At 56.4% G+C, this 23,179-nt stretch carries 22 protein-coding genes; 10 read left to right on the top strand and 12 right to left on the bottom strand.

The genetic code is table 11. The features are described 5' to 3' along the window. Positions 1–39: 39 nt before the first annotated feature. Positions 40–1,308, bottom strand: coding sequence for a lipid IV(A) 3-deoxy-D-manno-octulosonic acid transferase (gene waaA / locus ABJM11_RS20130; protein WP_348292849.1), 1,269 nt, complete (start codon positions 1,306–1,308; stop codon positions 40–42). 172 nt (positions 1,309–1,480) lie between these two features. Here waaA and lpxL point away from each other — a divergent pair, with 172 nt between their 5' ends. The 9 genes from lpxL to ABJM11_RS20085 all read left to right on the top strand — a co-directional run bounded on the left by lpxL (position 1,481) and on the right by ABJM11_RS20085 (position 10,282). Further along, a complete protein-coding gene (gene lpxL / locus ABJM11_RS20125) occupies positions 1,481–2,431 on the top strand; it encodes an LpxL/LpxP family Kdo(2)-lipid IV(A) lauroyl/palmitoleoyl acyltransferase (protein WP_075195814.1) in 951 nt (316 codons plus the stop codon). Continuing rightward, positions 2,432–3,379, top strand: coding sequence for a mitochondrial fission ELM1 family protein (locus ABJM11_RS20120; RefSeq protein ID WP_036203502.1), 948 nt, complete (start codon positions 2,432–2,434; stop codon positions 3,377–3,379). After that, the gene (locus ABJM11_RS20115) at positions 3,376–4,491 is read left to right on the top strand and encodes a glycosyltransferase family 4 protein (protein ID WP_348292847.1); all 1,116 of its coding nucleotides are present in this window, start codon (positions 3,376–3,378) and stop codon (positions 4,489–4,491) included. The genes ABJM11_RS20120 and ABJM11_RS20115 overlap by 4 nt, the downstream gene beginning before the upstream one ends. Further along, positions 4,488–5,552 carry a glycosyltransferase gene (locus ABJM11_RS20110; RefSeq protein ID WP_348292845.1) on the top strand — a complete coding sequence of 355 codons (1,065 nt, stop codon included), beginning with the start codon at positions 4,488–4,490 and terminating at the stop codon, positions 5,550–5,552. Before ABJM11_RS20115 ends, ABJM11_RS20110 begins: the two co-directional genes overlap by 4 nt. Positions 5,553–5,588: 36 nt before the next feature. After that, on the top strand, positions 5,589–6,257 hold the full coding sequence (locus tag ABJM11_RS20105; RefSeq protein ID WP_348292843.1) for a YrbL family protein: 669 nt from the start codon (positions 5,589–5,591) through the stop codon (positions 6,255–6,257). A 91-nt stretch (positions 6,258–6,348) separates the two neighbouring features. Continuing rightward, the gene (locus ABJM11_RS20100) at positions 6,349–7,257 is read left to right on the top strand and encodes a lysophospholipid acyltransferase family protein (protein ID WP_348292860.1); all 909 of its coding nucleotides are present in this window, start codon (positions 6,349–6,351) and stop codon (positions 7,255–7,257) included. A gap of 108 nt (positions 7,258–7,365) precedes the next feature. Continuing rightward, entirely contained in the window at positions 7,366–8,196 is an 831-nt protein-coding gene (locus tag ABJM11_RS20095; protein ID WP_348292842.1) for a glycosyltransferase family 2 protein, read from the top strand. Then, entirely contained in the window at positions 8,193–9,353 is a 1,161-nt protein-coding gene (locus tag ABJM11_RS20090; protein ID WP_348292841.1) for a glycosyltransferase, read from the top strand. Before ABJM11_RS20095 ends, ABJM11_RS20090 begins: the two co-directional genes overlap by 4 nt. Continuing rightward, a complete protein-coding gene (locus tag ABJM11_RS20085; RefSeq protein WP_348292840.1) occupies positions 9,350–10,282 on the top strand; it encodes a sulfotransferase in 933 nt (310 codons plus the stop codon). The genes ABJM11_RS20090 and ABJM11_RS20085 overlap by 4 nt, the downstream gene beginning before the upstream one ends. Here ABJM11_RS20085 and ABJM11_RS20080 read toward each other — a convergent pair. The 9 genes from ABJM11_RS20080 to ABJM11_RS20040 all read right to left on the bottom strand — a co-directional run bounded on the left by ABJM11_RS20080 (position 10,261) and on the right by ABJM11_RS20040 (position 20,509). Next, complete coding sequence (locus ABJM11_RS20080; RefSeq protein WP_348292838.1) at positions 10,261–11,043, bottom strand: phosphocholine cytidylyltransferase family protein; 783 nt, start codon at positions 11,041–11,043, stop codon at positions 10,261–10,263. The genes ABJM11_RS20085 and ABJM11_RS20080 overlap by 22 nt on opposite strands. Then, the gene (locus ABJM11_RS20075) at positions 11,031–11,678 is read right to left on the bottom strand and encodes a gamma-glutamyl-gamma-aminobutyrate hydrolase family protein (protein WP_348292836.1); all 648 of its coding nucleotides are present in this window, start codon (positions 11,676–11,678) and stop codon (positions 11,031–11,033) included. Before ABJM11_RS20075 ends, ABJM11_RS20080 begins: the two co-directional genes overlap by 13 nt. Before the next feature lies 1 nt (position 11,679). Further along, positions 11,680–14,751 (bottom strand): PEP-utilizing enzyme, encoded by a 3,072-nt coding sequence (locus ABJM11_RS20070; RefSeq protein ID WP_348292835.1) that lies wholly within the window; start codon positions 14,749–14,751, stop codon positions 11,680–11,682. Positions 14,752–14,887: 136 nt separating this feature from the next. Beyond that, on the bottom strand, positions 14,888–15,535 hold the full coding sequence (locus ABJM11_RS20065; protein ID WP_348292833.1) for a hypothetical protein: 648 nt from the start codon (positions 15,533–15,535) through the stop codon (positions 14,888–14,890). Between the two features lie 56 nt (positions 15,536–15,591). Continuing rightward, a complete protein-coding gene (locus ABJM11_RS20060) occupies positions 15,592–16,674 on the bottom strand; it encodes a glycosyltransferase (RefSeq protein ID WP_348292831.1) in 1,083 nt (360 codons plus the stop codon). 42 nt (positions 16,675–16,716) lie between these two features. After that, on the bottom strand, positions 16,717–17,448 hold the full coding sequence (locus tag ABJM11_RS20055) for a lipopolysaccharide core heptose(II) kinase RfaY (RefSeq protein ID WP_348292830.1): 732 nt from the start codon (positions 17,446–17,448) through the stop codon (positions 16,717–16,719). A gap of 46 nt (positions 17,449–17,494) precedes the next feature. Continuing rightward, positions 17,495–18,667 carry an O-antigen ligase family protein gene (locus tag ABJM11_RS20050; protein WP_348292828.1) on the bottom strand — a complete coding sequence of 391 codons (1,173 nt, stop codon included), beginning with the start codon at positions 18,665–18,667 and terminating at the stop codon, positions 17,495–17,497. A gap of 80 nt (positions 18,668–18,747) precedes the next feature. Next, a complete protein-coding gene (locus tag ABJM11_RS20045; protein WP_348292827.1) occupies positions 18,748–19,725 on the bottom strand; it encodes a stealth family protein in 978 nt (325 codons plus the stop codon). A gap of 106 nt (positions 19,726–19,831) precedes the next feature. Next, the gene (locus ABJM11_RS20040) at positions 19,832–20,509 is read right to left on the bottom strand and encodes a 3-deoxy-D-manno-octulosonic acid kinase (RefSeq protein WP_348292826.1); all 678 of its coding nucleotides are present in this window, start codon (positions 20,507–20,509) and stop codon (positions 19,832–19,834) included. 185 nt (positions 20,510–20,694) lie between these two features. On the opposite strand from ABJM11_RS20040, the gene ABJM11_RS20035 reads away from it, so the two are divergent. Continuing rightward, entirely contained in the window at positions 20,695–21,723 is a 1,029-nt protein-coding gene (locus tag ABJM11_RS20035) for a glycosyltransferase family 9 protein (RefSeq protein ID WP_348292859.1), read from the top strand. Between the two features lie 79 nt (positions 21,724–21,802). Here the strand turns inward: ABJM11_RS20035 and ABJM11_RS20030 are convergent, their stop codons facing one another. Together ABJM11_RS20030 and ABJM11_RS20025 are read right to left on the bottom strand one after the other, a co-directional pair. Next, positions 21,803–22,207: a DUF6165 family protein gene (locus ABJM11_RS20030; protein ID WP_348292825.1), complete on the bottom strand. Its 405-nt coding sequence runs from the start codon at positions 22,205–22,207 to the stop codon at positions 21,803–21,805. A gap of 37 nt (positions 22,208–22,244) precedes the next feature. Further along, positions 22,245–23,171: a branched-chain amino acid transaminase gene (locus ABJM11_RS20025; protein ID WP_348292823.1), complete on the bottom strand. Its 927-nt coding sequence runs from the start codon at positions 23,169–23,171 to the stop codon at positions 22,245–22,247. Between the last annotated feature and the right edge of the window lie 8 nt (positions 23,172–23,179).

The following is a 23,179-nucleotide window of genomic DNA, read 5'->3' as shown; positions in this document are numbered from 1 at the left end:
ACCATGCCCCGGCCAATAACAAAACGCCGGCATCACACCTTAGACCCGCTTAACAATCCCATCGACCACTTTTTCGAGCGCACCACGGTTGGCATTCACAACCGCCAGCGCGTTGTGCCCCGCCTTTTGAGCAGAAGATTTATCCGAAAAGAGATGAACGACGCACCGGGCAAGAGACTCCGCCGAATCCGTAATAAACAGCCCCTGCCCTGAATCAAGGCGGTCGTAAATGGTTTCGAAATTGAATATGTGCGGCCCGGAAACAACAGGTATTCCCCAAGCGGCTGGCTCCAGCGGGTTGTGGCCGCCGCGCTCAATCAGCGAACCGCCCACAAAGGCCACATCGGAGGCGCCGTACAGCATTAGCAATTCACCCATAGTGTCACCAAGATACACCTCGCTCCCCACCTTTCCGCCCCCGTCACTTCCTGACTGGGACCGACGGACAAGAGAGAGCCCCATGGCGTCAATGAGCCTGGCCACATCATCAAAACGCTCTGGATGCCGCGGCACAATCATCAGCAATGCGTTCGGGAAATGCTCGAGGATTTGTTGGTGAGCTTCCAATATCTGGCGATCCTCACCGTCGTGGGTACTGGCTGCGATCCAAACCGGACGGTCAGCGCCCAGCGCCGCCCTCAGCCCCGAAGATTCGGCGCGCACTTCGTCCGAGACCTCAACATCAAACTTGATACTGCCGGTCACCGACACCGACTCCGGCGTGGCCCCAATACGCAGGAACCGGCCAGCGTCTTCCTCTGCTTGCGCGGCTATCCAGCTAATACTGCGGAGCAGCGGGCGAACCAGTGACGCCACCCGCTCATATCCCCGCGCGGAACGGCTGGAAAGGCGCGCATTAATGAGAAAAATGGGCACCTCGCGTTGGCGGCTAAGAGCAATCATATTGGGCCAAAGCTCAGTTTCCATAATCACAAGCGCCCGGGGCCTTACGCGGCCAACAAAACGGCGCACCGCACCGGGTGTGTCATAAGGTGAGAAAGCATAGTGGACCCGGTCACCGAACAAAGCCCTGGCTCGGGCCGAGCCGGTCGGTGTCATCGCGGTCATCAATATGGGGATATCAGGATTACGCCTCAGCAAGGCTTTCACCAGGGGGGCTGCGGCAATGGTTTCACCCACCGATACGGCATGAACCCATATGACCGGCTCATCGAAGGCCTCCACGTACCCCAGGCGCTCCTGCCAGCGCACGAACGCTTCAGGATTGGTACGCCCGATCCACCACAACCGCAGCAACACAAACGGCAGCGCGATGCGGAAAAAAAGGGAGTAGAAAAAATGAAGCATGGTAACTCCGGCCGGGTCGATGCGGCGGTCATTCTACATAAAGCGGTGGCCGGCGTCTGCGACCTGGAATTCATGATTTTCCGCAACTTGCGGATATTGCGGCTTTAGCCGGAGATAATGGCCCTGCTAAACTCCGGTTCTTGCCGTTAAAAATCATCAGGGACTGACACGAGTGAAGACCGCTAAACAGAGAACTCGCGACACCCGCTATACCAGCTACCTTCATCCGCGCTGGTGGCCAACCTGGATCGGGGTCGCCGCCATGTGGCTGGGTGCCCAATTGCCACTGAAGTTACAATGGTGGCTGGGCAAACGGGTTGGTGACATAGCCTATCGCTTTGCCGGCCGTCGCAAGCAAATCACCGATGTGAATATTCGCCTGTGCTTTCCAGAGTTATCCGAAACGGAAAAGCAGGCACTGGTGAAGGCGTCTTTCCGCGCCAACGGCATCGGTGTCATGGAGATTGGGCTGGCCTGGTTCCGCAGTCCCACCAGCTTCATGCCCATTACAGAAGTCCACGGCCTTGAACATGTCGACGCTGCCCTTGCCAGAGGCAAGGGCATCCTGTTGCTGGGCGGTCACTACAGCACTCTTGACCTGGGGGGCGCCCTGGTCACCGAATACATCGAGGCCGACGTGATGCAGCGCGACCATAACAACCCATTGATGAACGCGGTGATGACCCGCGCCAGGGAGCGTCGTTATGGGGTGGCACTGGACAGCCGGAACCTGCGCGGCCTGCTCAAACAGCTCAAAAACAACCGTATCGTCTGGTACGCCACAGATCAGGACTACGGCCGCAAAGGCATCGTTTTTGCCCCATTTTTCGGAGTACCTGCGGGGTCCATCACCGCCACCTCGCGCATAGCCGACCGTAGCGGCTGTGCCGTGGTGCCCTTCAGCCATTTCCGACGGGAACACGCTCCAGGGTACGATATCTACTTCCATCCTCCACTGGAGAACTTTCCTTCCGGAGATGACATGGCGGACGCCACATTGGTGAACAAGACCATCGAAAACGAAATCCGAAAACACCCGGACCAGTACCTCTGGATGCATCGCCGCTTCAAGACCCGTCCTTCCAGGGAAGATCCGAACCTGTACAGCAAGGACGCAAACTGAATGCGCTCCCACACCGGCTCCCCCGCCCCGGTTGTCTGGCTACTGACCGATAATAAGCCTGGCCATCACAACCAGCTGAAAGGGTTGGGCAACCGCCTTCGGGTGCTGGCTGGCGCCAGCGTGAGTGAAATCGATGCGACCGAAGCGCCCCCGCCCTTGTGGCGGGCGCTGCTTGGCGTTGCGCCGGCCATGGATAAAGCCCTGGGAAGACCAAACCTGATTATCGCAGCCGGCAGCGGTACCCACCGCCTGTTGCTATCCCTGCGGCGGCTCCGAAAGGTAAAAACCGTGGTTTTAATGAAACCGGGCTTCCCTCTCAACTGGGTCGATGCGGCCATCATTCCAGAACACGATAAGGTCCCCCCAGCCAGACATGTCCTTGCCACCGAAGGTGTCATAAATGCAATCACGCCCCTGGCCAGAATTACCGACAAACCCGAAGGCCTTGTTCTCGTAGGCGGCCCCTCCCCCCATTTCGACTGGGATGACGACGTTATTCTCGGACAGTTATCCCAGCTAATGGGTCGCTACCCGGAATGGCGCTGGACGATCAGCGGCTCTCGCCGTACGCCCGAAAACCTGTTGATGCGACTGAACGACCTGGCAGGCCCGAAGGTCACGGTCGTGGATCCCAGGCGAACGCACGCCAGCTGGCTTCCCCATCAACTCGCCGCCTCCCGCGCGGTGTGGGTCACACCAGACAGCGCCTCCATGGCCTGCGAAGCTGCCACCTCCGGCGTGCCTACGGGTCTGTTTGAGCTCGCGCCCAAGAATAACAGCCGGGTCGCCCGGGGCATGGCCAGCCTGGTAGAGAAAGGGTACGTCGCGCACTGGAGTGACCATGCCTCGGTTATGGCTGGAAAATTGCGCGGATCGCAGGAGCTTTGGGAGGCTGATAGGGCCGCAAGGTGGCTGATTGAACACTTTTTAAGGGGAGGCAAACGTTGAGGATTCTGCAGGCGTTACCCGCGCTATACAGTGGCGGGGTGGAACGAGGCACCGTGGAGTTCGCCGCCGACCTGGTGAAACGTGGGCACGAGTCCTATGTGGTTTCGAAAGGCGGGCCCATGGCGGAGCAGCTTCGCGGGCAAGGCTCTGAACACATATTCATGCCAATACACCGGAAGAACCCGGCGTCGTTCGGGCAAATCCTGCCCATGCGCAAGCTGCTTCTGGAGCTGAAACCGGACATCATACATGTCCGCTCCCGCATGCCCGCCTGGATCATCTTCCTGGCCCTGAAGACCATTCCAGCCAACCAGCGCCCGGCCGTCGTCTCAACCTTTCACGGCATGTATTCCGTGACCCCCTACAGCGCCATCATGACCCGGGCTGATCACATCATCGCCGTGTCCGGTTGTGTTCGGGATTATGTGCTGAACAAATACCCGGTGCCGGAAGAAAAACTGACCGTCATCCAACGGGGCGTGGACGTGAGTGCTTTTCGACAACGGGAGCTCAGCCCACAATGGCTGGACCGCTGGTTCCGACAGTACCCACAATTGGCCCAGAAAAAGATCATCATGATGCCCGGGCGCATTTCCCGCTGGAAAGGCCAACTGGACTTTCTGGCCATGATGGCGCAGCTGGTGCAAAAACGACCGGATTGTCACGGCATCATCGTCGGCGGCGCCGAACCCGGCAAGGAGCAATTCCTGGAAGAACTGGAAAAGGAACGCACCCGTCTGAACCTTACCGACAAGGTGAGCTTTCTCGGCCAGCGCAATGACATGACCACCCTGTACCTGCTGGCGAATGTGGTGTGCCACATGTCCACCAAACCAGAGCCTTTCGGGCGTACCGTTACCGAGGCACTCGCTTCCGGCACCCCCGTTGCCGCCTTCGATCGTGGTGGCGCCGCCGAGACCCTGCGCGCCTGCTTCCCCGAGGGATTGGTAAAGCCAGATGACATCAAGGCATTTGCACAAACAGCCCTGTCCCTGATCGACAATACCAGACCTGAGATAGAAATCCCCTGGCGGTTCCGGCTGGAGGCACAGACCGAATCAACCCTTAAGGTCTATGAAACCCTGCTGGCCAGGAAACAGGCGCAACAATGAATAACCGGGGCCCGCTAACCATTGCATTGGTGATTGCCACACCCGGCACCGGATGGGGCGGGATGGAAAAACACACAGCAGACCTGGCGGAGGCACTTGCAGCACGGGGCCATGCCATTCACGTGTTGGCCCATTCCGCCTATAGCGAACGCTTTTCCAAGCCTGTCCTTTTCCACCCGCTGCCCTTCCAGCTCGGCCGACGCAATCTTTGGCTACGACACCGCCTGCAACGAACACTTCGCTCCATCCAGCCGGACATTGCCCACGCTCAGGGCAACAAGGCTGCCAGCCTGATCAGTGCCATGCCTCACAATGGCCGGGCAACTGTCGGCACAGTTCACGGAACGAAAAGCTCTCACAAAGCCTTCAACAAGCTGAATGGCCTGATCGGGGTCAGCCGCGAAATCATAGATTCTGCCAGACACCCCAACGCGCGGCTGATCTATAATGGCCTTGAGCCCTGGCAGGAAAAACGCTCTAACCCGGCACAAGCTACGGACATTCCCATTCCCGAAGAGAGGCCACTATTGTTGGCCGCGGGCCGGCTGGAACCGGTCAAGCAGTTTGATCGGCTGGTTCGAGCCTGGGCCCGCACGGGTTCTGCCGGCAAACTGGTTATCCTGGGTGACGGCAGCCAACGACCAAAGCTCGACGCGCTGGTGCGAGAGTTGGGTGCCGAAGACCAAATTCTGCTTCCAGGGCACGAATCCGGAATCTTACCCTGGTTGAAAGCGGCCACGGCCTGCGTCATAAGCTCAAACCGGGAAGGTTTTCCCTACATCATGGTGGAGGCGCTGATGGCAGGCTGCCCGGTGGTGTCTACCCCGGTCAGCGGCGTTTCGGACTTCCTGCCCCCAGGCTGCATTTCGGCCTCTGATGACGTTGACGATATTGCTGAGCTGATCCGGCGCACTCTTGCCGATACCAGTTCACTGGCAGACCTGCAGAGCGAAAGCTTCCGCCAGGCTCGGACGCAACTCACCCTTGCAACCATGGTGGCGAAGACAGAAGCTTTCTATCGGGACCTGATTGCAAGTGCGTCGACAAAGCATTCACCTTAGACAATACAACCGTTTAAAATGCGTGGTATCTCATCAATGATTAACCTTTCGGGCCTTGAACCCTTTGCATCTGGCGACAACCGCTATTGCTATCGGCACCCGGATCGTTCCGAATTGTGTCTCAAGGTTCTCCGCCCTGAAAACATTGAAGCCCGCTTCCAACGACAGGCCTGGCCCAAGAAAGTGCTCGGCAGAGCCAGAATCAACGACAACCATCAGGAGCTCATAGCCCATCAGCAGCCGGCCATTACACGACTGCTCGCGGCGGACCAGAGTTCATTGGTATGGGCTCACCTGCCCCGCTTCCACGGCACAGCAGACACGTCGCTCGGCATAGCGAACGTCAGCGAAATTATTACTGGAAGCGATGGCGAACCGGCCGAAACGCTCGAGGGCTACCTGAAGCGCAGAGGATTCGATCAACCCGTTCAAGAGGCCGCCGACCGATTCTGCAACTGGCTCGCTGAAACCGGCATCCTCACCCGCAACCTGCTGCCCCATAATCTGGTGATTGCCGACAGGAAGGGACAGCCGGAACTGTTTCTGGTGGACGGGCTTGGGGCGCCGTCCATCCCTGACAAGCTGGCAGCCTTCCCAGCCTGGCGCCGGCGATATATTTCCCGCAGGATCAGACGCTTTTACCTCCGTATCCAATGGGAAACCGGAGCACGCAACGAGAGCTGGGAGGCCTCCCAGAAACTGTGAACCTGACACCGGACCTTCATCAAACTTGCCGCACAAGCAGGATGGTGATAGCTTCCGCTCATCCTGTTTCCTGTTGATTGTCCTCCGGATTATGGCCCTTTCCAAAGCAACGCTACTGATCACCGCTCTCCGGCTTGCCGGAAAACTGCCCTTGCGTGGCGCCCAGCTCATTGGCCGCTTTCTGGGCATGACAAGCTGGGTGTTCAAAACCCAGTCAAGCAGAACCACTGGCATCAACCTGAAAATCTGCTTACCGGAACTGACCGAAGAACAGTATCATCGCATGATCCGCTCCAGCCTGCGTCACACCGGCCAGACCATGATGGAGATTCCGTTGATGTGGGAATGGCCGGTGGAACGCTGCCTGGGATTGATCCGGGAAATCGAGGGCGAGGAGCTACTGGCCGAAGCAAAAAAAGATGGCCGTGGTCTTTTGCTGCTGGCACCACACCTGGGGAACTGGGAGCTCACCGGCCTGTACTTTTCGTCCCGTTATCGCATGGCCGCCCTGTACAGCCCGCCGCATATCAGGGAATTTGAAGATTATATGATCAGGGTGCGTGGCCGCATGGGCTCTGAGCTGGTTCGGGGCGACCGCCGGGGGCTTGCACGACTGATTACCCTGCTCCGTGAGGGAGAGGTTGCCGGCATCCTGCCCGACCAGAGCCCGCGAGGCAAAGGCAACGCCTACGCACCGTTCTTCGGCATGGAGGTGCGCACCATGACGCTGGTCTCCAAACTGCTGCAGAAATCCGGTGCCAAACCCCTGGTTACCTACTCGGAGCGACTGAAAGACGGCCAGGGCTTCCGACTGGTGATTCGTGAGTGCGAGCACGGGATCGCCGACCCGGACCCGGTCGTCGCCACCACGGCGTTGAACAAGTCCATCGAGAACGTAGTGCGCGAGATTCCAGAGCAGTATCAATGGGAATACAAACGTTTCCGCCACCGGCCGACCGGCCTGCCACACCCCTACAGGCCAGGGCGCGTGTGTAAGTAACTTCCGCGTTTACAGCCGGTGCCTGTGCGGGCCTAAAACTGTATAATCCGCGTACCGAAACAGTCTCGACGACTATCTGTTTTCCCTGACAAAGGCCGGGCCGGATTCATGTCCCCAGAACGCATTGGTGTTGTAATCACCACCTACAATTCCCCGTTATGGCTGAGCAAGGTTCTTACAGGCTATGAGAATCAGAGCCAGAAGGACTTTCGTGTCATCATCGCCGACGACGGCTCCACCGATGAAACCCGCGCCCTGATTGACCGGTTCCGTGAGCAAGGCATTCTTCGAATTGACCACGTGTGGCATGAAGACGACGGCTTTCGCAAGTGCCAGATCCTCAACAAGGCCATCAGCGAAACCGACTGCGACTACCTGATCTTCACCGACGGCGACTGCATACCGGAACCGACCTTTATCGAAACCCATCAACGGCTGGCAGAGCCGGGGCTTTTTCTGTCTGGCGGATACATCAAACTTACCATGCCCGTGTCCGAAGCCATTTCGGACGATGATATCCGCAGTGGCGCTATCTTTGATCCGCAGTGGCTTGTCAGCAAGGGCCAGCCGAAAAACCACAAGCTCTGGAAATTGTCCCGTTCGTCTTTGAAAAAGAAATTGCTGAATGCCATCACGCCCGCGGCCTCAAGCTGGAATGGGATGAACAGCTCCACCTGGACAATGGATCTGATCGCAGTCAACGGTTTCAATGAAGACATGCAATATGGTGGCCTGGACCGAGAACTGGGTGAGCGCCTGTGGAATTACGGCCATAAGTCCAAACAGATTCGCTACAGCACTGTGTGCCTGCACCTGGACCATGCCCGTGGCTATTCAAAGCCGGAAATCTGGGCGAGGAACCGCGCTATCCGCAAGGCTGTGAAAGATAACCGTACCTTCTGGGCGGAAAATGGAATCAAGAAGAGCCCGGCTGCATGAGGACACTGGTCGTCATTCACAGCCTGAAAATGGGCGGCATGGAACGGGTTGCCGTCAACCTGGCTGATGCCTTCGCGGATGAAGGCCACGAGAGCCACCTGCTGTCCTGTCGGGATCGCCCCAACGATCTCAGCCCTGCCAATCCCTCGGTACACCTGCACCATTTCGACCAGTTCCAGGCGCTGATGAAATCCGTCATTGGCATTCCGGTGTTCCTGCTCTCCCGCCTGTTACTGGGCGTGCTGCTACCGAAATCTCATTTCATGTGGGTGGGTTGGCTCAGCGGCTGGTTGCTCAAGCGCCACATACACTCCCTGGAGCAGCGTTTCGGGCGCTTCGACCGCATCGTTTTCCGGGGACTGGGGACCTTCAAATATTTCTGGTCGTTCCGGGACGACCGCAACGTGTACGTTCTGGAAAACGTTATCCACTACGACCGTCCGCTATGGCAGAAAAAGCTGGAGTGGAAGCTGGTATTCCACAACCGCCATCTGGCCGGCGTCTCTTCCGGTGTCCTGGATTCCGCCCGAGAAGCATTTGCGAAAGGAGCTATCGAGCCGAAAAGCCTGCGGGTGATCACCAATCCCTGCCCGGTAGAGCAGATCAATGCCCTTGCCCAGGAAAAGGACCCTGACATACCCGAGGAGCCTTATATTCTCAATGTCGCCCGTCTGGTCCCCCAGAAAGGGCACCAATTGCTTCTGGAGGCTTACCGGGAATCCGGAGTCAGTCACAAGCTCGTGGTCGTGGGTGAGGGGCCATTGCGGAGCAAGCTTGAGGAAAAAGCCAAAGCCCTGGGCATAGCCGAACGCGTGCTTTTTGCGGGTAAACGCAAGAACCCCTACCCCTGGATGAAACAGGCGGACCTGTTTGTGCTCGCCTCCGAATACGAAGGACTTGGCATCGTGCTAACAGAGGCCCTGGCATGCGATACCCCCATCCTGGCCGCGGAAAGCCGTGGCGGTGTGCGCGACGTGTTCCGGGGAGAACTAGAAGCCTTCCTGACACCACGTACCGTGGAAGGGCTGGCAGAGGGGCTGTCTTCCGTGGTCAGCCGTTTGCCCATCACCGTCAAGCCGGAGTGGCTGGCGCCGTTCCGCAGTCAGGTGGTGGTGTCCGACTTTGTTGAACAACCGGAAAAAACCAGCCAACGATGACAGACCACCCCCAACCTCTCAACATTCTTGTCGCCGGCATCTACTGGTCGGGCTCGGGCGCCGTAGTGGATTACCTCAAGGGCCACCCGGACTGCTACGTTCCCCGGGGAGAATTTACCGATTTCAAGAGAAGCGGGCGGATTGGCAGCATTCTGGAAGCGAATTCAGCCTTCCGGGCAAAATGGCTGGCAAGGGCGATGTGGATTGAAACCGCGCTGGGCAAACTTCCCGCTGCCCGACTCAAACAGTCGAAGGGAAAGGATCAGGGCAAACTCCCCCTGAAAGAACAGGTAAAACACAACCGCCTGAAACTCCATTACCTCGGCCGCTACCGGAAACACCTGGGCAACGGGGGCGCACCGTCCGACAGCACCGTCTGGAACCAGTGGCTGCAGGCCGTGGACAGGGAATACGCGGATGGGAGGCATGCCATTGTATGGAATCAGCCGATCTGGGTCGGCAAGCATGAACGCACCTGGCCCGCTGTTTTCAAACCGTTCAAATTGATCGTGGTTCACCGGGACCCGGTCGACCAGTTTGCCGAAGTGGTCAGGCAAGGCAAGATCGGCAAGCGCAAGTCCGACCCGGCGTTTGATGACAGCGAGAAAGACGACATCGCCTACGTACTGAAAGGCATTGCGGCAAAAATGGAAAGCCTGATGGCACTGCAGGAACAACTGACCGAAAGCCATATGCTTGCGGTCAGTTTCGAGACCTTCGTCAAATCCCATAAGGCGGAAGCCCAGAGAATCTGTGATTTTCTCGGCTTCCCCGAGGCGCAGGTACCGTCAGCGCCGTTCAATCCTTCCTACTCCATCCGCAATATCGGCATCGGCGACACGGATGAAATCCAGGGCATGCTCAAAGGATACCAACCATTGGTTGACCGGCTCTACGAACTACGAGCTCAGTTCGATAACGCGCAGTAGGATGCCAGCTCGCCCTTTTCCGCCATCGCGGAATAGGCTTCCAGTTCATCCGCGGTATCCACTTCCAGCCAGCCGTTGTCCACCAGGCAGGCCTTCACCGGCCAGCCGGTGTCGATCAGGTGCTGGATAAAGCTGGTCATGTACATGTTGTCGAAGTCCTTGCCATCAAAGGTGGCGTTGCGGTCCAGGCCGTCAAACACATCCAGGAACGCCTGCACCCGGTCTCCACGGATTTTGATCAGGCCCATGTACTGGGCCTGGACCTGGCTGTAATCCCCGGGCTTCTTGCCCAACTCCCTCACATAACCGGCATCGTCCATGATGAAGGTTTCCGCGTCGTCCAAGGGTTCGTCCATTCTTAACTGCCACAACCGCTTCCACTCGCGATCCGCTGCCAGGCAAACCGGTGCGTCGCAATCGAGGACGGCCTTCAGAACCGAGGGCTCATAGACGATGTCACCATAACTAATCAGCAGATCCTCCCCGGGTTTCATTCTCTCCCGCGCACAAAAGAGCGTCCGCACCATATTGGTGGTGGCGTACTCGGGATTGAGGACGAGGTCAGCACCCAGGGTGTCCAGGTCACCGGACCGATAGCCGCCAATAATGGCAATGCCATCCGTGATACCGCAGGCCGCCATGGCCGCCATCTGGCGATGCAGCAGGGGCTTGCCTGCCAGAGCCACCATGCATTTGGGGCGGTCGTTGGTGTAGGGGCGGAGCCTGGTACCCTGCCCGGCGGCCAGTATCAATGTTTGCATGGTTTACCTCTGAAAATGCGATCAAAAAGTTGCTTGTCGTGTTCCGCGAAAGGCGTTTCCCGCTCGGGGTGCCACATAATGCCAGCCCAGGGCAACCAAGTGTGCTCGTAGGCTTCAATGTCACCCTGCGGACTCACGAGCTGGGGAACCAGGTCCGCGGCCAAGCCCTCCGGAGCAATGCCCCAGTTGTGGAAACTGTTTACCTCACGGTAGGGGTGAAAGCAGGTACTTGCCTGCGGAGCGGGAGTCACCGGGTGTCTTACCCCGGCATGCCCGGAAACCGGGGTGAGTTGCCCGCCAAGCCAGACATTCATCATCTGCAGCCCGCGACATACGCCCAGAACCGGCCACTCCCTTTGCTGTGCGAATGCGAGCAGGGCCTTTTCGGTTGCATCCCGCTCCGGTGACGCATTGCTGGCATCCGGCAGATGTGAAAGATCATTGCCACCCGACAGGATCAAACCTTCGATGCCCATGGATGCCAGCCAACCCTCCGGGTTGGAAAGCGAATTCGGCACAGGGACGGGCAGGAAACCAAGAGCCTCCAGCAACCGGAACCATTGCTGGTCCAGGCAATCCCTCTGCTCGCCGTAGGACGGGACCACTTCCACACGCTGGCTGATTCCAATGCGCATCTTAACGGATAACCTCGATTCGCTTGTTGACCGGGTCCAGCTCCAGCACGGAGGCCCTCGCCAGTGCCTCGTATTTACCCTCACCCACACCGATGGCCGCCGGCAGGCCAAACTCCGCAGCCCGTATGGCCATGTGGGAGTTGGCGCCGCCGTAGGTGGTAATCAACCCTGCGATACCATGGCCGAACAGCCAGTCGTAGCCGGGGTCCGCCTGGGGGATCATGGCAATCCTGCCGGCCAGGCTGCCGTTGTCATCCGCCGGCTGTTTTTGCAGATCGATACACTCCGCCAGCACCTTTCCAGAGCCTACAAAGTTCGCGTGGCTGTCGGTGTAAAGAAACGCATGGAAATCGCTTTCCGACAGCAGCAGTGGCGGCAACTCCACCATCGCAGCCGCCCGGCTGGCCTCATGCCCCTCCTCGGCCTGTCCAGCCAGCCAGGAAGCTTCGTCGGCAACCGCCACGGTTCCCGAGCGCAGTGCAGACAGTGGCTCCAGGGGAATGCTTGCCATTTGTTCCCGCGTCAGGCCATGGCTTTCGCCGTAGGCTGCCAGGCAATCCAGCGCCAGGGACAGGTGCCGGGTAAACACAAACTTGGCGTACTCACGGCCCTCGATGGCGTTGCGCATAAAGCGCTCAAGCTGCTCGATATCCCCCGGCAGTCCTGCCGCCGCAACGGCACGGGCAAATTCGTGTTTTTCGGATTCCCAGAGACCCATAGGCGCTTGATGGTCCGCCTTGCCCTGCCCGTCCAGGGCCGCGCGCTCAACGACCGGTGCCAGGAAATGCTCGGGGTTATCTCCGTAGCAGGACGACGTAATGTCGTAGGTGCCAGGCCGCAGGTGGCCGTAGTGCCGGGTGAAGGACTCCATGGAAAGTTCCTTGCGCGCCACCTTCGCGGCGTCATCGGTGAACCGATGGGAAACGGTGCGGATTGAATTCAGGAAGGCCTCCATGGCCCCCTGGGACAATACGCCCTTTTCAACGGCTGAGCGCAGCAAGGTTACCGCCACAAAGGCGCTACGTGCCAGGTGGGCAAAAACCAGGGTTCCATGCCGGCGGCACTCTTCGAGCAGAGATAGGGCCTGATCCAGGCTGGGGGCCGCAACACTCGGAAAGGCCGAAAAACGCTTCTCTACCAGATCAACCGCCCTAAGGTCCGCCTCGGTTCGGGTGATGGCGCACGCTGTGATGGTTTTCAAGCCGGCTTCCAGCCGGTCAATATCCTCTGCCCGGAAATCCCCCTCGCTGGTCAGTCTGAAGCGCCATCGTTCGAAATCAAGCGCATAACAGGTGGGCACTACGTCGAATTCCACCTTGTCGTGGAGATGCGGGCGGCGACGCAACCAGTCCATATAGAAGTCCACTAGCCGCCCCGCCAGCTCATTATCCAGCGACTGCGGAATGAACGAGTTAAAACTGGCCCGGATATCCACATAGGGATGACCGGCAAACATCCTCAGCAGAGGCTGAGGGCGAACATCCCGGTAACCATATTCCGCCCGCTGGGCCGCCCAGACATAGTCCATGATCAGGTAGCGATAGAGACTGGATGCCAGACGCCCGGGCCGCGTACCGATGATCTCCGCCGGGTTCCAGTCGGGCATCACGCCGAAGTAAGCATGCGTACCGACGACAAAGGGAGGCGGAGCCTGTAATTGCCGGAACCGGGCTGCAGCATTCGCCAGCATGCCTTCGGCCTCATCACTACTGGTCAGTTCGTGCTGAACGGCAATCGGTCGCACCTGGAGGATATGAATCAAACCACCCCGGGTGATCGCAAACTCCATATCCAGCGAATCAAAATCCAGCAAATCCTCGATTTCCCGCAGGGCCGGCATCAATCCTGCCAGGTTCTCCGGAATCCGTATCAACGGCTCTGGCGCGTCCCGGTGTACAAACAGGGTTTTGTGGTCACGGCTGACGCCGCTGGTAATGGATTCTGTGCTGCTGGTGGTGTCGTCATAATTCACCACGTAATAAGGCGCGCCAGATGACAGGGTTTTGGTGAACGCCACGCCGCTGGCAATCACCTGCTCCAGCATGGGCTGCACCAGAACCTGGTTGTCAGGGTGACCATCCGGATAGGAAGCGATCACTTTCCCGATCGCGGCCCTTAACTCGCCCTCACTCCTGCGGTCGACGTTCAGAACGCTGATGTAGGCACCGGCATTGGAGACCCCGAAGCCATCCTCGGAAAGTGCACTGCTGCGCACAACCAGTTTGTCGGTTCCTGCAAGACGCTCCCCAATCCGGACAAGCACCTCGGCATTCAAATCCTGCCACTCCGCAACGGTAAAGCTGACCTGATCCTCAATGCGGCTGTGGCTAACGACACCCTGCAGGCGATGTAGAGTCTGCGCCTTGGTACCCAGGATAAAGCGGCTGAGGTCATTGGGCTCATTCAACTCCGCCCATCCGCCAGCCACGTCCACCGCAGCAACGCTGAACCCACGAACCCGCAAAAGCTCAAGGAGCTGCGTTAGGCTTCCCTTGCGAACTGAATCCGGAAAATCCGACTGTCCCACCAGAAAGCCCGCAACGTCCGGCTGAAGACGGACCAGGCCGACAAACTCCGCATCGGCCAGTTCCGGCAGGATATCCTGCCCCAGACGGGTAACCCGGCCGTCGTGGATATTCACCTTTTCACAACGCTTCAGGTCTTCGGTGGAGCGCCCCTCAAAACGATGACGCCAACTGGTGTCAACCAGAACAGCGATATCCGCTTCGCTGGCGGCGAGCGCCTGGACCGCGGAATCCCGAAATAACACATCGGCATAGGAAACGTAATGAATGGTCTGGTCAGTAAGCGGGGCTTCCAGCAATGATGCGGCAGCCCCTGTGGATTGCCAGTTAGGATTCACCGAATAGTGCAGCTCCGGATAGCGCTCGGCAATTTCATCCAACTGGTAACCACCCACAAAGTGAATGGAAGGCTCCACTGTCCGCATGGCATGCAGCAACCAATCCAGCACACGCCGGCGCCCGGTGGTACCACGAAGCACACTGTGCTGCTCGCCGCTGAAGGGTTTTCCGGCGCCGAGGATGATGAGACGAGCTTGTTCACTTTTCAATGCTGAACCCACCTGATTCTTTCAAAAACCCGCGCATTGTATCTGTAATAGCGGAGAGGTTTACACAGGATCTTCAGTGATAAAAAGCCGCGGTGGCTTTGCCGCAGTGTGACCGGTCGTAAACACAATCATATACTCAGCAGTTCTGCTCCCGCGAACGCAAGGCCGACAAGGCATCCAAAGCAGAAACGTGGACAATACCAATCTGCGCAGGGAAGGGCTTATCCAGCATCAACGCCATAGCAAACCGGTGACAACCTGCACCAGAAAAAATTGGTTCTCCGCCCGGACCAATGTGCATCAGAACTCCCCCGATCTCACGGAAATTACCCGGAACAAGCTCCCCGCGTGACGGCAATGCCCCCCTGTTTCTGACATCCGCCCAAATGTTGTCCAGAGTTTCAAAACGTCCCTGCACATCACCAGGCGTACGGCACTGATCAGTAACACCGGTGGGCGACACGGCAATTCGTCCCAACATGAAATTGACGGCTCCAGCGTCCTCCCAGCTTTTGCGATCTCGCCAATGCGACCAGCAGTATGTCAGCTTCGGGTGATTGCTGAACGGCTGTTCCAGTGAGGTTGGCCAGTCAGAGACGACCTTTCCTGACAATTGCCGGACCCGGGACCCGAAATGGGCTCTAAGATCCGCGGCTTCAATATAACGTTGGCAGCGAACCGGATTAACCCAGATACGCTCAGCGTAGCGCGGAGCCCGAGAGCCAAACCTCAACCGGTTGAAAGAGTCGATTCTAAGCGCACGAAGCTTATACTTGATCGCCAAATAACATCCTTAATACTGGGAAAAATGCGTAAACATGTGCTCCCGCCTCGCTGTGCTCAGCGCAGCTCGGCTTCAAAAAACAGCTGGTTTGTCTCACGAATCATTCGCTGCAGGCTGAACTCTTCGCCAATCCACTGCTGAAGGTCGGCTGGAGCGAACACCGTGTTCCCGTTACTGATCGCACGAATTCCGTTGGCCATGGCTTCCACATCATCTACATCAACCAGCACGCCGTATCTCCCGTTGGCCAGTAACTCTTCGCTTCCCGGGACACGGGTGGACACTACCGGTTTGCCAAAACTCATTGCCTCATTCAACACATTTGCCATCCCTTCATTTCTGGAGCACAGAAGGAAAAGATCAATGCCCTTGAAGAACGCATGCATATCGCGCTGATAGCCAAGAAAATGAATTCTACGGGACTCCGGCCGTGCTTTGATTGCCGCTTTAATCTCCTCCTCGAACTCGCCCTCACCAGCGTGGACAATATGTATGTTGCCCGGCAGGTGTGAGAGGATGTCCGGCAGTAAATCGAAACCCTTTTGAGGACTGAAGCGGCCAGCACAGCCTACTATTACGGTGCCCGACGGAAGATCCAGCAAGGCCCTGAAATCCTGACCCTTGCCTTCAGAAGAAGGCAGGTTAAATCCGTTGTACACCCTGACCACATTGCGTTCATTAAAGAAGGTTGGGTACTTCAACATCTCGTTCTTCAGTGAGTCACTGTTCACCATTAAAATGGATCTCATTAACCGGAAAATGGCAAAGTACTTGATCGGACTCTTCACTCTCCGCGCAATTCCCAGATAAAGCACAATGCGGTTAACACCCGCGAGCCGTGAGGCCAGTGCCACAAGCCACCAATCCTTTTTGAGTGCTGAAAAGACAACATCTGGCCTTATTGATTTCAAGATTCTTATATAGTTGGCCACAACAAGCAGGTTTAAATCCCCGCCCCGCGATTTGACCTCTATCGTCTCGACGTCATCTATGTCGGCAAAGCGCTCGGCAAAATAACCCTTTAGTAAAATCACATAAACCCTAACACCCAAAGCACTCAAAAAACGGGCTCTTAGATGCACGTTTTTTTCGATTCCGCCCCATACTCGGGAAGGACAAAAAAGCACGGCCTTTTTCATATGGTCCATCATCCTGAAGTTAGATAGCGCCGTTAAACGTAGCTAACGCTCTCGACACTTCCCTTTTCTGCGCGCCCTTATTCGCCGCTTTAAATTTCTCATGCCGAAACTGATCTCCTCCAGGCGGGATGCCAACCATAGCCACGCAGATGAAGCCTCTTTTGGCGAAAGGAGGTATCGACTCTCAGGACAGCTCCGCAGAAAACGGTCTACCTCTCTAGCCTGTTGCAATTTCGGCAAAAATAGCGGCTTTTTCAATCGAAAATCGATAAAAACAACAGAATCTCCCCTCATCAGGAAGTTAGCCAGTTGCGCATCACTGCGAATATAACCTCTTTCATGAAGCGCTCGGAGCACGTTCAAAATCTTATCGGCATCACCCAACTCTGCCGGACGACCCTCGACAAACCTGTAGCACACAAAGGAGTCAACAACGACGCCTTTAGATCTAAGCTCGGCTGCCAACACTGGCTGGGGTGCGCAGAATCCCATGGACGCCATGCCGTTGAGTTGAATGAAGGTTCGAAACGCATCACTTCCCCTGAAGCGCGTGAGAAAGCGCTCCCAGTTACGTTTATTGCGGGCGCGCGGAACTTTGAGGAGTAACGAGCTACCCTCAAAATCCAGCTTGGCACTCAAAGTCCTCCAGTTATCACGAAATACCTGCTTCTGTATGGCTTCTCCATCCACAACCGCGTCGAGAAGGCGACGACTTGTATCTGCGTCAATATAAGTAAGCACACGGTAGCGACGATAATCAAAAGAATCAGGCATACCACACCTTATGTAACGGAGCGAAATCCGGCGCTACAACATCAATTCAGATTTCTTTGCTCTCAAAATATCTGACCAGGCCAACAAGAAAAATAAACGGAAGCCAAAAGAAGAGCCAATCAGGACTTGGCGGAGCAACGACCCGATGCCCATCGGTCATGTTCAGCAACAGGATCATTACAAAAAGCCCCAGAGCAAATGGCCTTACTCTGCGCCCATACCAACCCGACAAGCGAAGAATTCTTACCACCACCCAACTCAGAAGGGACAAAAACAGAGCCGCGCCAATTATACCGGAGTAGTAAAAGGCCCCCAGAATCAAGTTATGGGGATGCTTAATCTTTACGCCCGTTTGCTGGTACAGCAACTTGCCGGCTTCGGAGGTAGTAAAGTCTGAAGCCATTCCCGCCCCAACCCATATCATCTCAGGGGTATTTTGGAGCACCGCAAGCCATATTTGCGGTCTGTATGATAGACCTCTTGCCGTCATTCTGGCCAATAGATCGTCAAAGAATAAAGTGAAGATAACAACGAGAAACAGCACCCCACCGAGCAGCCACCAGAAGTAACGCCAGCGCTTTGCCTTTCCGCTCACAAGCTGCGCGGAAAGGGAGTACGCAAAAACAAAAACCAAAAATGCAACTAATGGTCCGCGACTTTGCGAAAGGATAACGACGACAAGCACCACAAGTAGCGATGTACCGATGATGGCACAGTCAAATCGACTCCTACTCTCATCCACCCGGTACATGACCATGCCAATGGCCCACAAACTCATCAGTGAAGCAGGCCCCAGTATGGGATGGCTAAGAAAACCAAATCCGCTGAACCGAGCCGGGTACTGATCCGTCCACAGGTAATTCGCAATGGCCAAAACGCCGCTGAAAACGGAAACACAGACCAGTATGCGGGCATAAAAAAGCGGCTGACGAAGCCACCGCTGTGATGCTGCAAGCACAGCCAACACAAAAACGCCCGTACTGAGCGCCCACCGAACGATCTGATACTGATCCTCTGCGACCAGTCCACCAGGAACGAATGTTCCCACGGCTATATACCCGATAACCCCTATCGCCAGCCAGCCCGAGCGATCACTGATACCAGTGTACGCATCCCGACGAACGCAAGCCCACACAATCAGCGGCAATACACCCACAAACAGAAAAGCTCTGTAAAAAGCGATCCATGGCACAAGCAAGGAAAACGTAAGGAACAACATCAGAAAAATGCTAATCCAATGTTGTATCCGGAAGGAGCGTTTCAATGAAGAATGAGAGGGTTGTTGTGGCACCATGTGGATCAATTGGGCGCCCTCGTTAAACGACCAACCGTTTTGTCCATCCAGGCTTTCCAGACACCCAAAAATTCGTCACTAACCTTGTCCAGACTTTGAGCACATAAAAATTTACAGTCTGGATCTCCTTCTACATCGATCAGCGACTCTCTGTCACAAGTCCCCGCCGAAACACTCAAATATAGAGACTTCGGTACTGACGAAATCTGCGCACTATGATGTTTCAACTCCAGGTGGTTGGCGAGCGCGATAGGCCAGAACTGCCGGACATCTCTTAGAGGAAAAGACGAGTTTCTGCCCAGCTGTTCGGGGTGGCGAGCAAAAAAATCACGAAAAGTACTGACCCGCATTGGATGCGGAATATGATCAACATCGAGATATTGATCATCCAATCCAGCCAGAGCTGCAGCTTCAGATTGCAATGTACGCCGAGTAGGACGCCCTATTCCAAACCATCGAGCCAACTTTCTCATTGGCCGCCGCCTGACCGGCGACCTGAATGTTCCCCGAAGCACCACCCCGTCATCGCTAAAAAAATTGCCTGGCTCAACGGCTTTGATAAGAAAACAATCGTCGTTAAAGTATATGAAATTATTGGCCAACCCTGGTATACGCCACAACATGGTCTCGATGGACAGGCTATTAAATGTTGGCAGATTATTGTGAAAATCCTGGAAGATGATTTTATGATCGACCACGCTCACACTCTGAGCCACATCAGAAGGTAAAGTCTCTAAAAAACCGGGGGTCTGCTCGTCTGTTACGATGTAAATCCGCCTGAGCCACGGAGCAAAACGGATCAGTGATGCGAGACAGTATTCCAACTCGCCCCTGTCCGCATAGCGAGTCTTCGCGGCCGCCTTCGGCCGTTTTTTAGCACGCCTCCCCAGATATGATTCGAGCTTCTTCTCGTGCACAGGATCTTCACCGTCGACCCACGTAACGACTGCGTCAATCGGCTCATCAGATTTTGTAAACGACATGTTATGGGTGTCAAACCTCATTCATTAAAGGCTGCAAGCATTCTCTTCAATTAAGCCCGGCTGCCAAGTTTTAAAAGTCATAATCAATCAAGTATTCCTGAACTGCTCAACACTCGTAATATCCTGCCATAAGAACCTGCCACAGCTCATCACGCCGCTGGGCAGAGAGGGACTGTATACGTTTGTTCACCGACCGATGCAATCGTCGAAGGTTGTCGCCCTTCCACCCAGCATCTTCTCTGGCTTCTGAATGGAGCCTGCAACGATCAAAATCGATCAGATAAACTTTCTCCCCAGCCACCAGAACGTTGTCACAGTTCATATCCACATGATCCAGCCCTTCACGGTGGAACAAGCCGATCGTCATTCCAACGCGCCGCCACAAAGCGTCGCTTTCGAGGAATGCATGCTCCGGCATTGGTACACCATCCGTGATCCGCTCAATGAGAAGCGCAGCTTCATAAGTCAAAGCGCCATGCCGACTGACAAGAGCGCCCACCGGCTTGGGCACAGGCAAGCCCCTGTCGAGCAATACGCTCAGCAAATCGAACTCCAGAAAGGAACGGGTTCTGCTGTATCCAGTGAACAGATATCGACGCCTGGAGAAACGTGCTGCGAAGCCTCCCCGCCTGTAGTGCCGCAGAACAAGCTGGCCGCCCGGAGAGCGTATAAACCACGCACTTCCCCGCCCGCCAGCGCCAACAGGCTCAGCACACTCCCCCCAGAACTCCGGAGAAAACCAGGACTCAGTAACACCTTCATACTCCGGTGATACCAGCAGCACTGACTTCCCCGAACCTGTATTGCCCGCTGTCACTGTCAAAAGATCGGTACCCTCGGACCGGCAAACCATGGATGGCCGGGTAAAGACGTTAAAAGCCCAGTAGGCTAGAATGGCGCACAGTTTACCAACGAGCCCCGCCCGGCTCCACATCCAGCAGTTAAAGATTGGAAACGGACCGTAAATTGATCAACTCCATCTGCATATTACGCCTGTCGGCCATTGGCGACGTTACTCATGTCATCCCTGTGGTCCTGAGTCTTCAGGAGCAGTTACCCGGTGTGAAAATCACCTGGGTGATCGGCAAGATTGAAGCCAAACTGATTGGCGACCTCCCCGGTGTCGAGTTTGTCATTTTTGACAAGAAGGCCGGTCGCAAGGGCTACGTGGACTTGCGCAACACCCTGAAAGCCAGGAAGTTTGATGCCCTTCTCCACATGCAGGTGGCGCTCCGGGCCAACCTGGCAGCAGCGATGATTCCTGCCAAAGTGAAAGTTGGTTACGACAAGGCCCGCAGCAAGGACCTGCACAGTCTCTTCATTAACCGGAGGATTGCCCCGGCACCGCAACAGCACGTGCGGGATTGCCTGGCAAGTTTTCTGGAGCCGCTGGGGCTGATACCGGCTGCACCAAAATGGGTCATTCCTCTGAACCAGGAAGACCATGAATTTGCCCATAACCAGCTGGCAACGGACCGCAGGAACCTTGTGATCAGCCCCTGCGCCAGCCATACCCTTCGCAACTGGCCCGCCGATCGCTACGCCCGTCTGGCGGATCATGCAATACGGGTTCATGGCATGAAGGTGATTCTGGTAGGTAGCCCGGCGCCTTTCGAGGCCGAATTCTGCGCGTCCATTGAAAATTCCATGGAGGAGCAGGCCCACAACATTTGTGGCAAGGATACACTGAAACAGCTGGCGGCCCTGCTGAGTCATGCAGATCTCGCAGTGGCACCGGATACCGGCCCGGCGCATATTGCCAGTGCGATGGGCACGGACGTGCTTGGTATTTATGCAGCGAGCAATCCGTACCGCTCGGGACCGTACAACTCGCTTGATTGGTGCGTAAATCGTTATCCGGAGGCGCTGGAGCGATTTACGGGCAAAACGGTTGATGAGGCTCGCTGGGGGGCCAAGGCGGAGTTTGAGGGGGCGATGGAGATGGTTTCCGTTGAGGATGTTACCGGGATGCTGGATCGGTGGGTTGAGCAGCATTGATGCTACCCCCTCTCCCTGGCCCTCTCCCGCTTAGGGGAGAGGGGATGTAGGCTTCGGCTTCGGCTTCGGAGAAAGTGCTTTACTTGCGGGCGGTGTAGTCCTGGTAGGACTTCTCTTCGACGAAGCGGGAGCCCAAAGCCAGGTTGACTTCTTTTTTGATGGCGGCGCGTTTGTCGTTAGTGACATACACGGCGCGGGCCAGCTCAATAAACCTGGCGCCGAAATCCTGGGCGGCTTCCTGATCGCGGATGTCGTCTTCGATTTCCCAGAGCTCTTCGTTAACCGACTTCAGTTGCTTGCGAAGATCGGCAATTGCGGCCTGGTCCTGTACCGCCTCATTCCACGTAGCGCTCAGCTCGTCCAACTCCAGTCGAACGTTCCGGACTTTCTCCGGATCTGCAATCCTTTCGGATTTAATTTCCAGAATGGTGATCTTGTCCAGTACTTCGCCGAAGGACACCGGCACTTTGATAACGTCTGCCATTTGCTCTTCCTGCAGGTGTTGTTAATGGAGTACGGGGTTAACCGTTAACCGGAGTCAGCCACTGCGAATGAGCCGCACTCTTGCCCTTCACCGCATCGAAGTACATGCCCTGCAGCTTCTCGGTCAGCGGGCCACGTTTGCCGGCACCAATCACACGGCCGTCCAGCTCACGAATCGGCAATACTTCCGCAGCGGTGCCAGTAAAGAAGGCTTCATCTGCAATGTAAACTTCGTCCCGCGTGATACGGCGCTCTTTCACCGGAATATTCAGCTCACTGGCGAAATCCAGGATGGTCTGGCGGGTAATACCTTCCAGGCAGGAGGTCAGCTCCGGCGTGTGGAGCACGCCATCACGCATGATGAAGATATTCTCCCCGGAACCTTCCGCCACATAACCCTCGTTGTCCAGCAACAGAGCTTCTTCGCAGCCGCTGGCAATGGCTTCGTTCAGGGCCAGCATGGAGTTGATGTAGTTGCCGTTGGCCTTCGCCTTACACATGGTGATGTTGACGTGGTGCCGGGTGTACGACGAGGTGCGAACCTTGATGCCCAGCTCTTTGGCTTCCGGCGACATGTAAGAAGGCCAGCTCCAGGCGGCGACCATGACATGCACCTTCAGGTTGTCGGCACGCAGGCCCATGCCTTCTGAGCCCAGGAACACCATCGGACGCAGATAGGCTTCGTCCAGATTATTTTCCCGAACGGCCGCACACTGGGCGGCATTCAGCTCATCCTTGCTGAACGGCATGGTCATATTGAGGATATGAGCCGAACGGAACAGACGGTCAGTGTGTTCTTTCAGGCGGAAAATCGCAGCGCCCTTCTCGGTGCTATAGGCGCGCACACCTTCGAAGCAGCCCAGGCCGTAATGCAGTGTGTGGGTCAGCACGTGGGTTTTGGCTTCCCGCCAGGGAACCATTTCACCATCCAGCCAGATGAAGCCATCGCGATCAGCCATCGACATTGTTTCTG

It is taken from the genome of Marinobacter sp. (assembly GCF_039977835.1).
Classification (GTDB): domain Bacteria; phylum Pseudomonadota; class Gammaproteobacteria; order Pseudomonadales; family Oleiphilaceae; genus Marinobacter.
Note: the sequence above shows the minus strand (reverse complement) of the source record. Positions and strands in the feature narration are given on the sequence as shown.

Bases quoted from the DNA above. Each gene is read 5' to 3' on its own strand.
- ABJM11_RS20080 (WP_348292838.1), bottom strand. From the start codon at position 11,043: ATGCAAACATTGATACTGGCCGCCGGGCAGGGTACCAGGCTCCGCCCC.
- ABJM11_RS20045 (WP_348292827.1), bottom strand. From the start codon at position 19,725: ATGTCGTTTACAAAATCTGATGAGCCGATTGACGCAGTCGTTACGTGG.
- waaA (WP_348292849.1), bottom strand. From the start codon at position 1,308: ATGCTTCATTTTTTCTACTCCCTTTTTTTCCGCATCGCGCTGCCGTTT.
- ABJM11_RS20030 (WP_348292825.1), bottom strand. From the start codon at position 22,207: ATGGCAGACGTTATCAAAGTGCCGGTGTCCTTCGGCGAAGTACTGGAC.
- ABJM11_RS20110 (WP_348292845.1), top strand. From the start codon at position 4,488: ATGAATAACCGGGGCCCGCTAACCATTGCATTGGTGATTGCCACACCC.
- ABJM11_RS20060 (WP_348292831.1), bottom strand. From the start codon at position 16,674: ATGAAAAAGGCCGTGCTTTTTTGTCCTTCCCGAGTATGGGGCGGAATC.
- ABJM11_RS20095 (WP_348292842.1), top strand. From the start codon at position 7,366: ATGTCCCCAGAACGCATTGGTGTTGTAATCACCACCTACAATTCCCCG.
- ABJM11_RS20100 (WP_348292860.1), top strand. From the start codon at position 6,349: ATGGCCCTTTCCAAAGCAACGCTACTGATCACCGCTCTCCGGCTTGCC.
- ABJM11_RS20075 (WP_348292836.1), bottom strand. From the start codon at position 11,678: ATGCGCATTGGAATCAGCCAGCGTGTGGAAGTGGTCCCGTCCTACGGC.
- ABJM11_RS20090 (WP_348292841.1), top strand. From the start codon at position 8,193: ATGAGGACACTGGTCGTCATTCACAGCCTGAAAATGGGCGGCATGGAA.
- ABJM11_RS20105 (WP_348292843.1), top strand. From the start codon at position 5,589: ATGATTAACCTTTCGGGCCTTGAACCCTTTGCATCTGGCGACAACCGC.
- ABJM11_RS20055 (WP_348292830.1), bottom strand. From the start codon at position 17,448: ATGCCTGATTCTTTTGATTATCGTCGCTACCGTGTGCTTACTTATATT.
- ABJM11_RS20120 (WP_036203502.1), top strand. From the start codon at position 2,432: ATGCGCTCCCACACCGGCTCCCCCGCCCCGGTTGTCTGGCTACTGACC.
- ABJM11_RS20025 (WP_348292823.1), bottom strand. From the start codon at position 23,171: ATGTCGATGGCTGATCGCGATGGCTTCATCTGGCTGGATGGTGAAATG.
- ABJM11_RS20085 (WP_348292840.1), top strand. From the start codon at position 9,350: ATGACAGACCACCCCCAACCTCTCAACATTCTTGTCGCCGGCATCTAC.
- ABJM11_RS20050 (WP_348292828.1), bottom strand. From the start codon at position 18,667: ATGTTGTTCCTTACGTTTTCCTTGCTTGTGCCATGGATCGCTTTTTAC.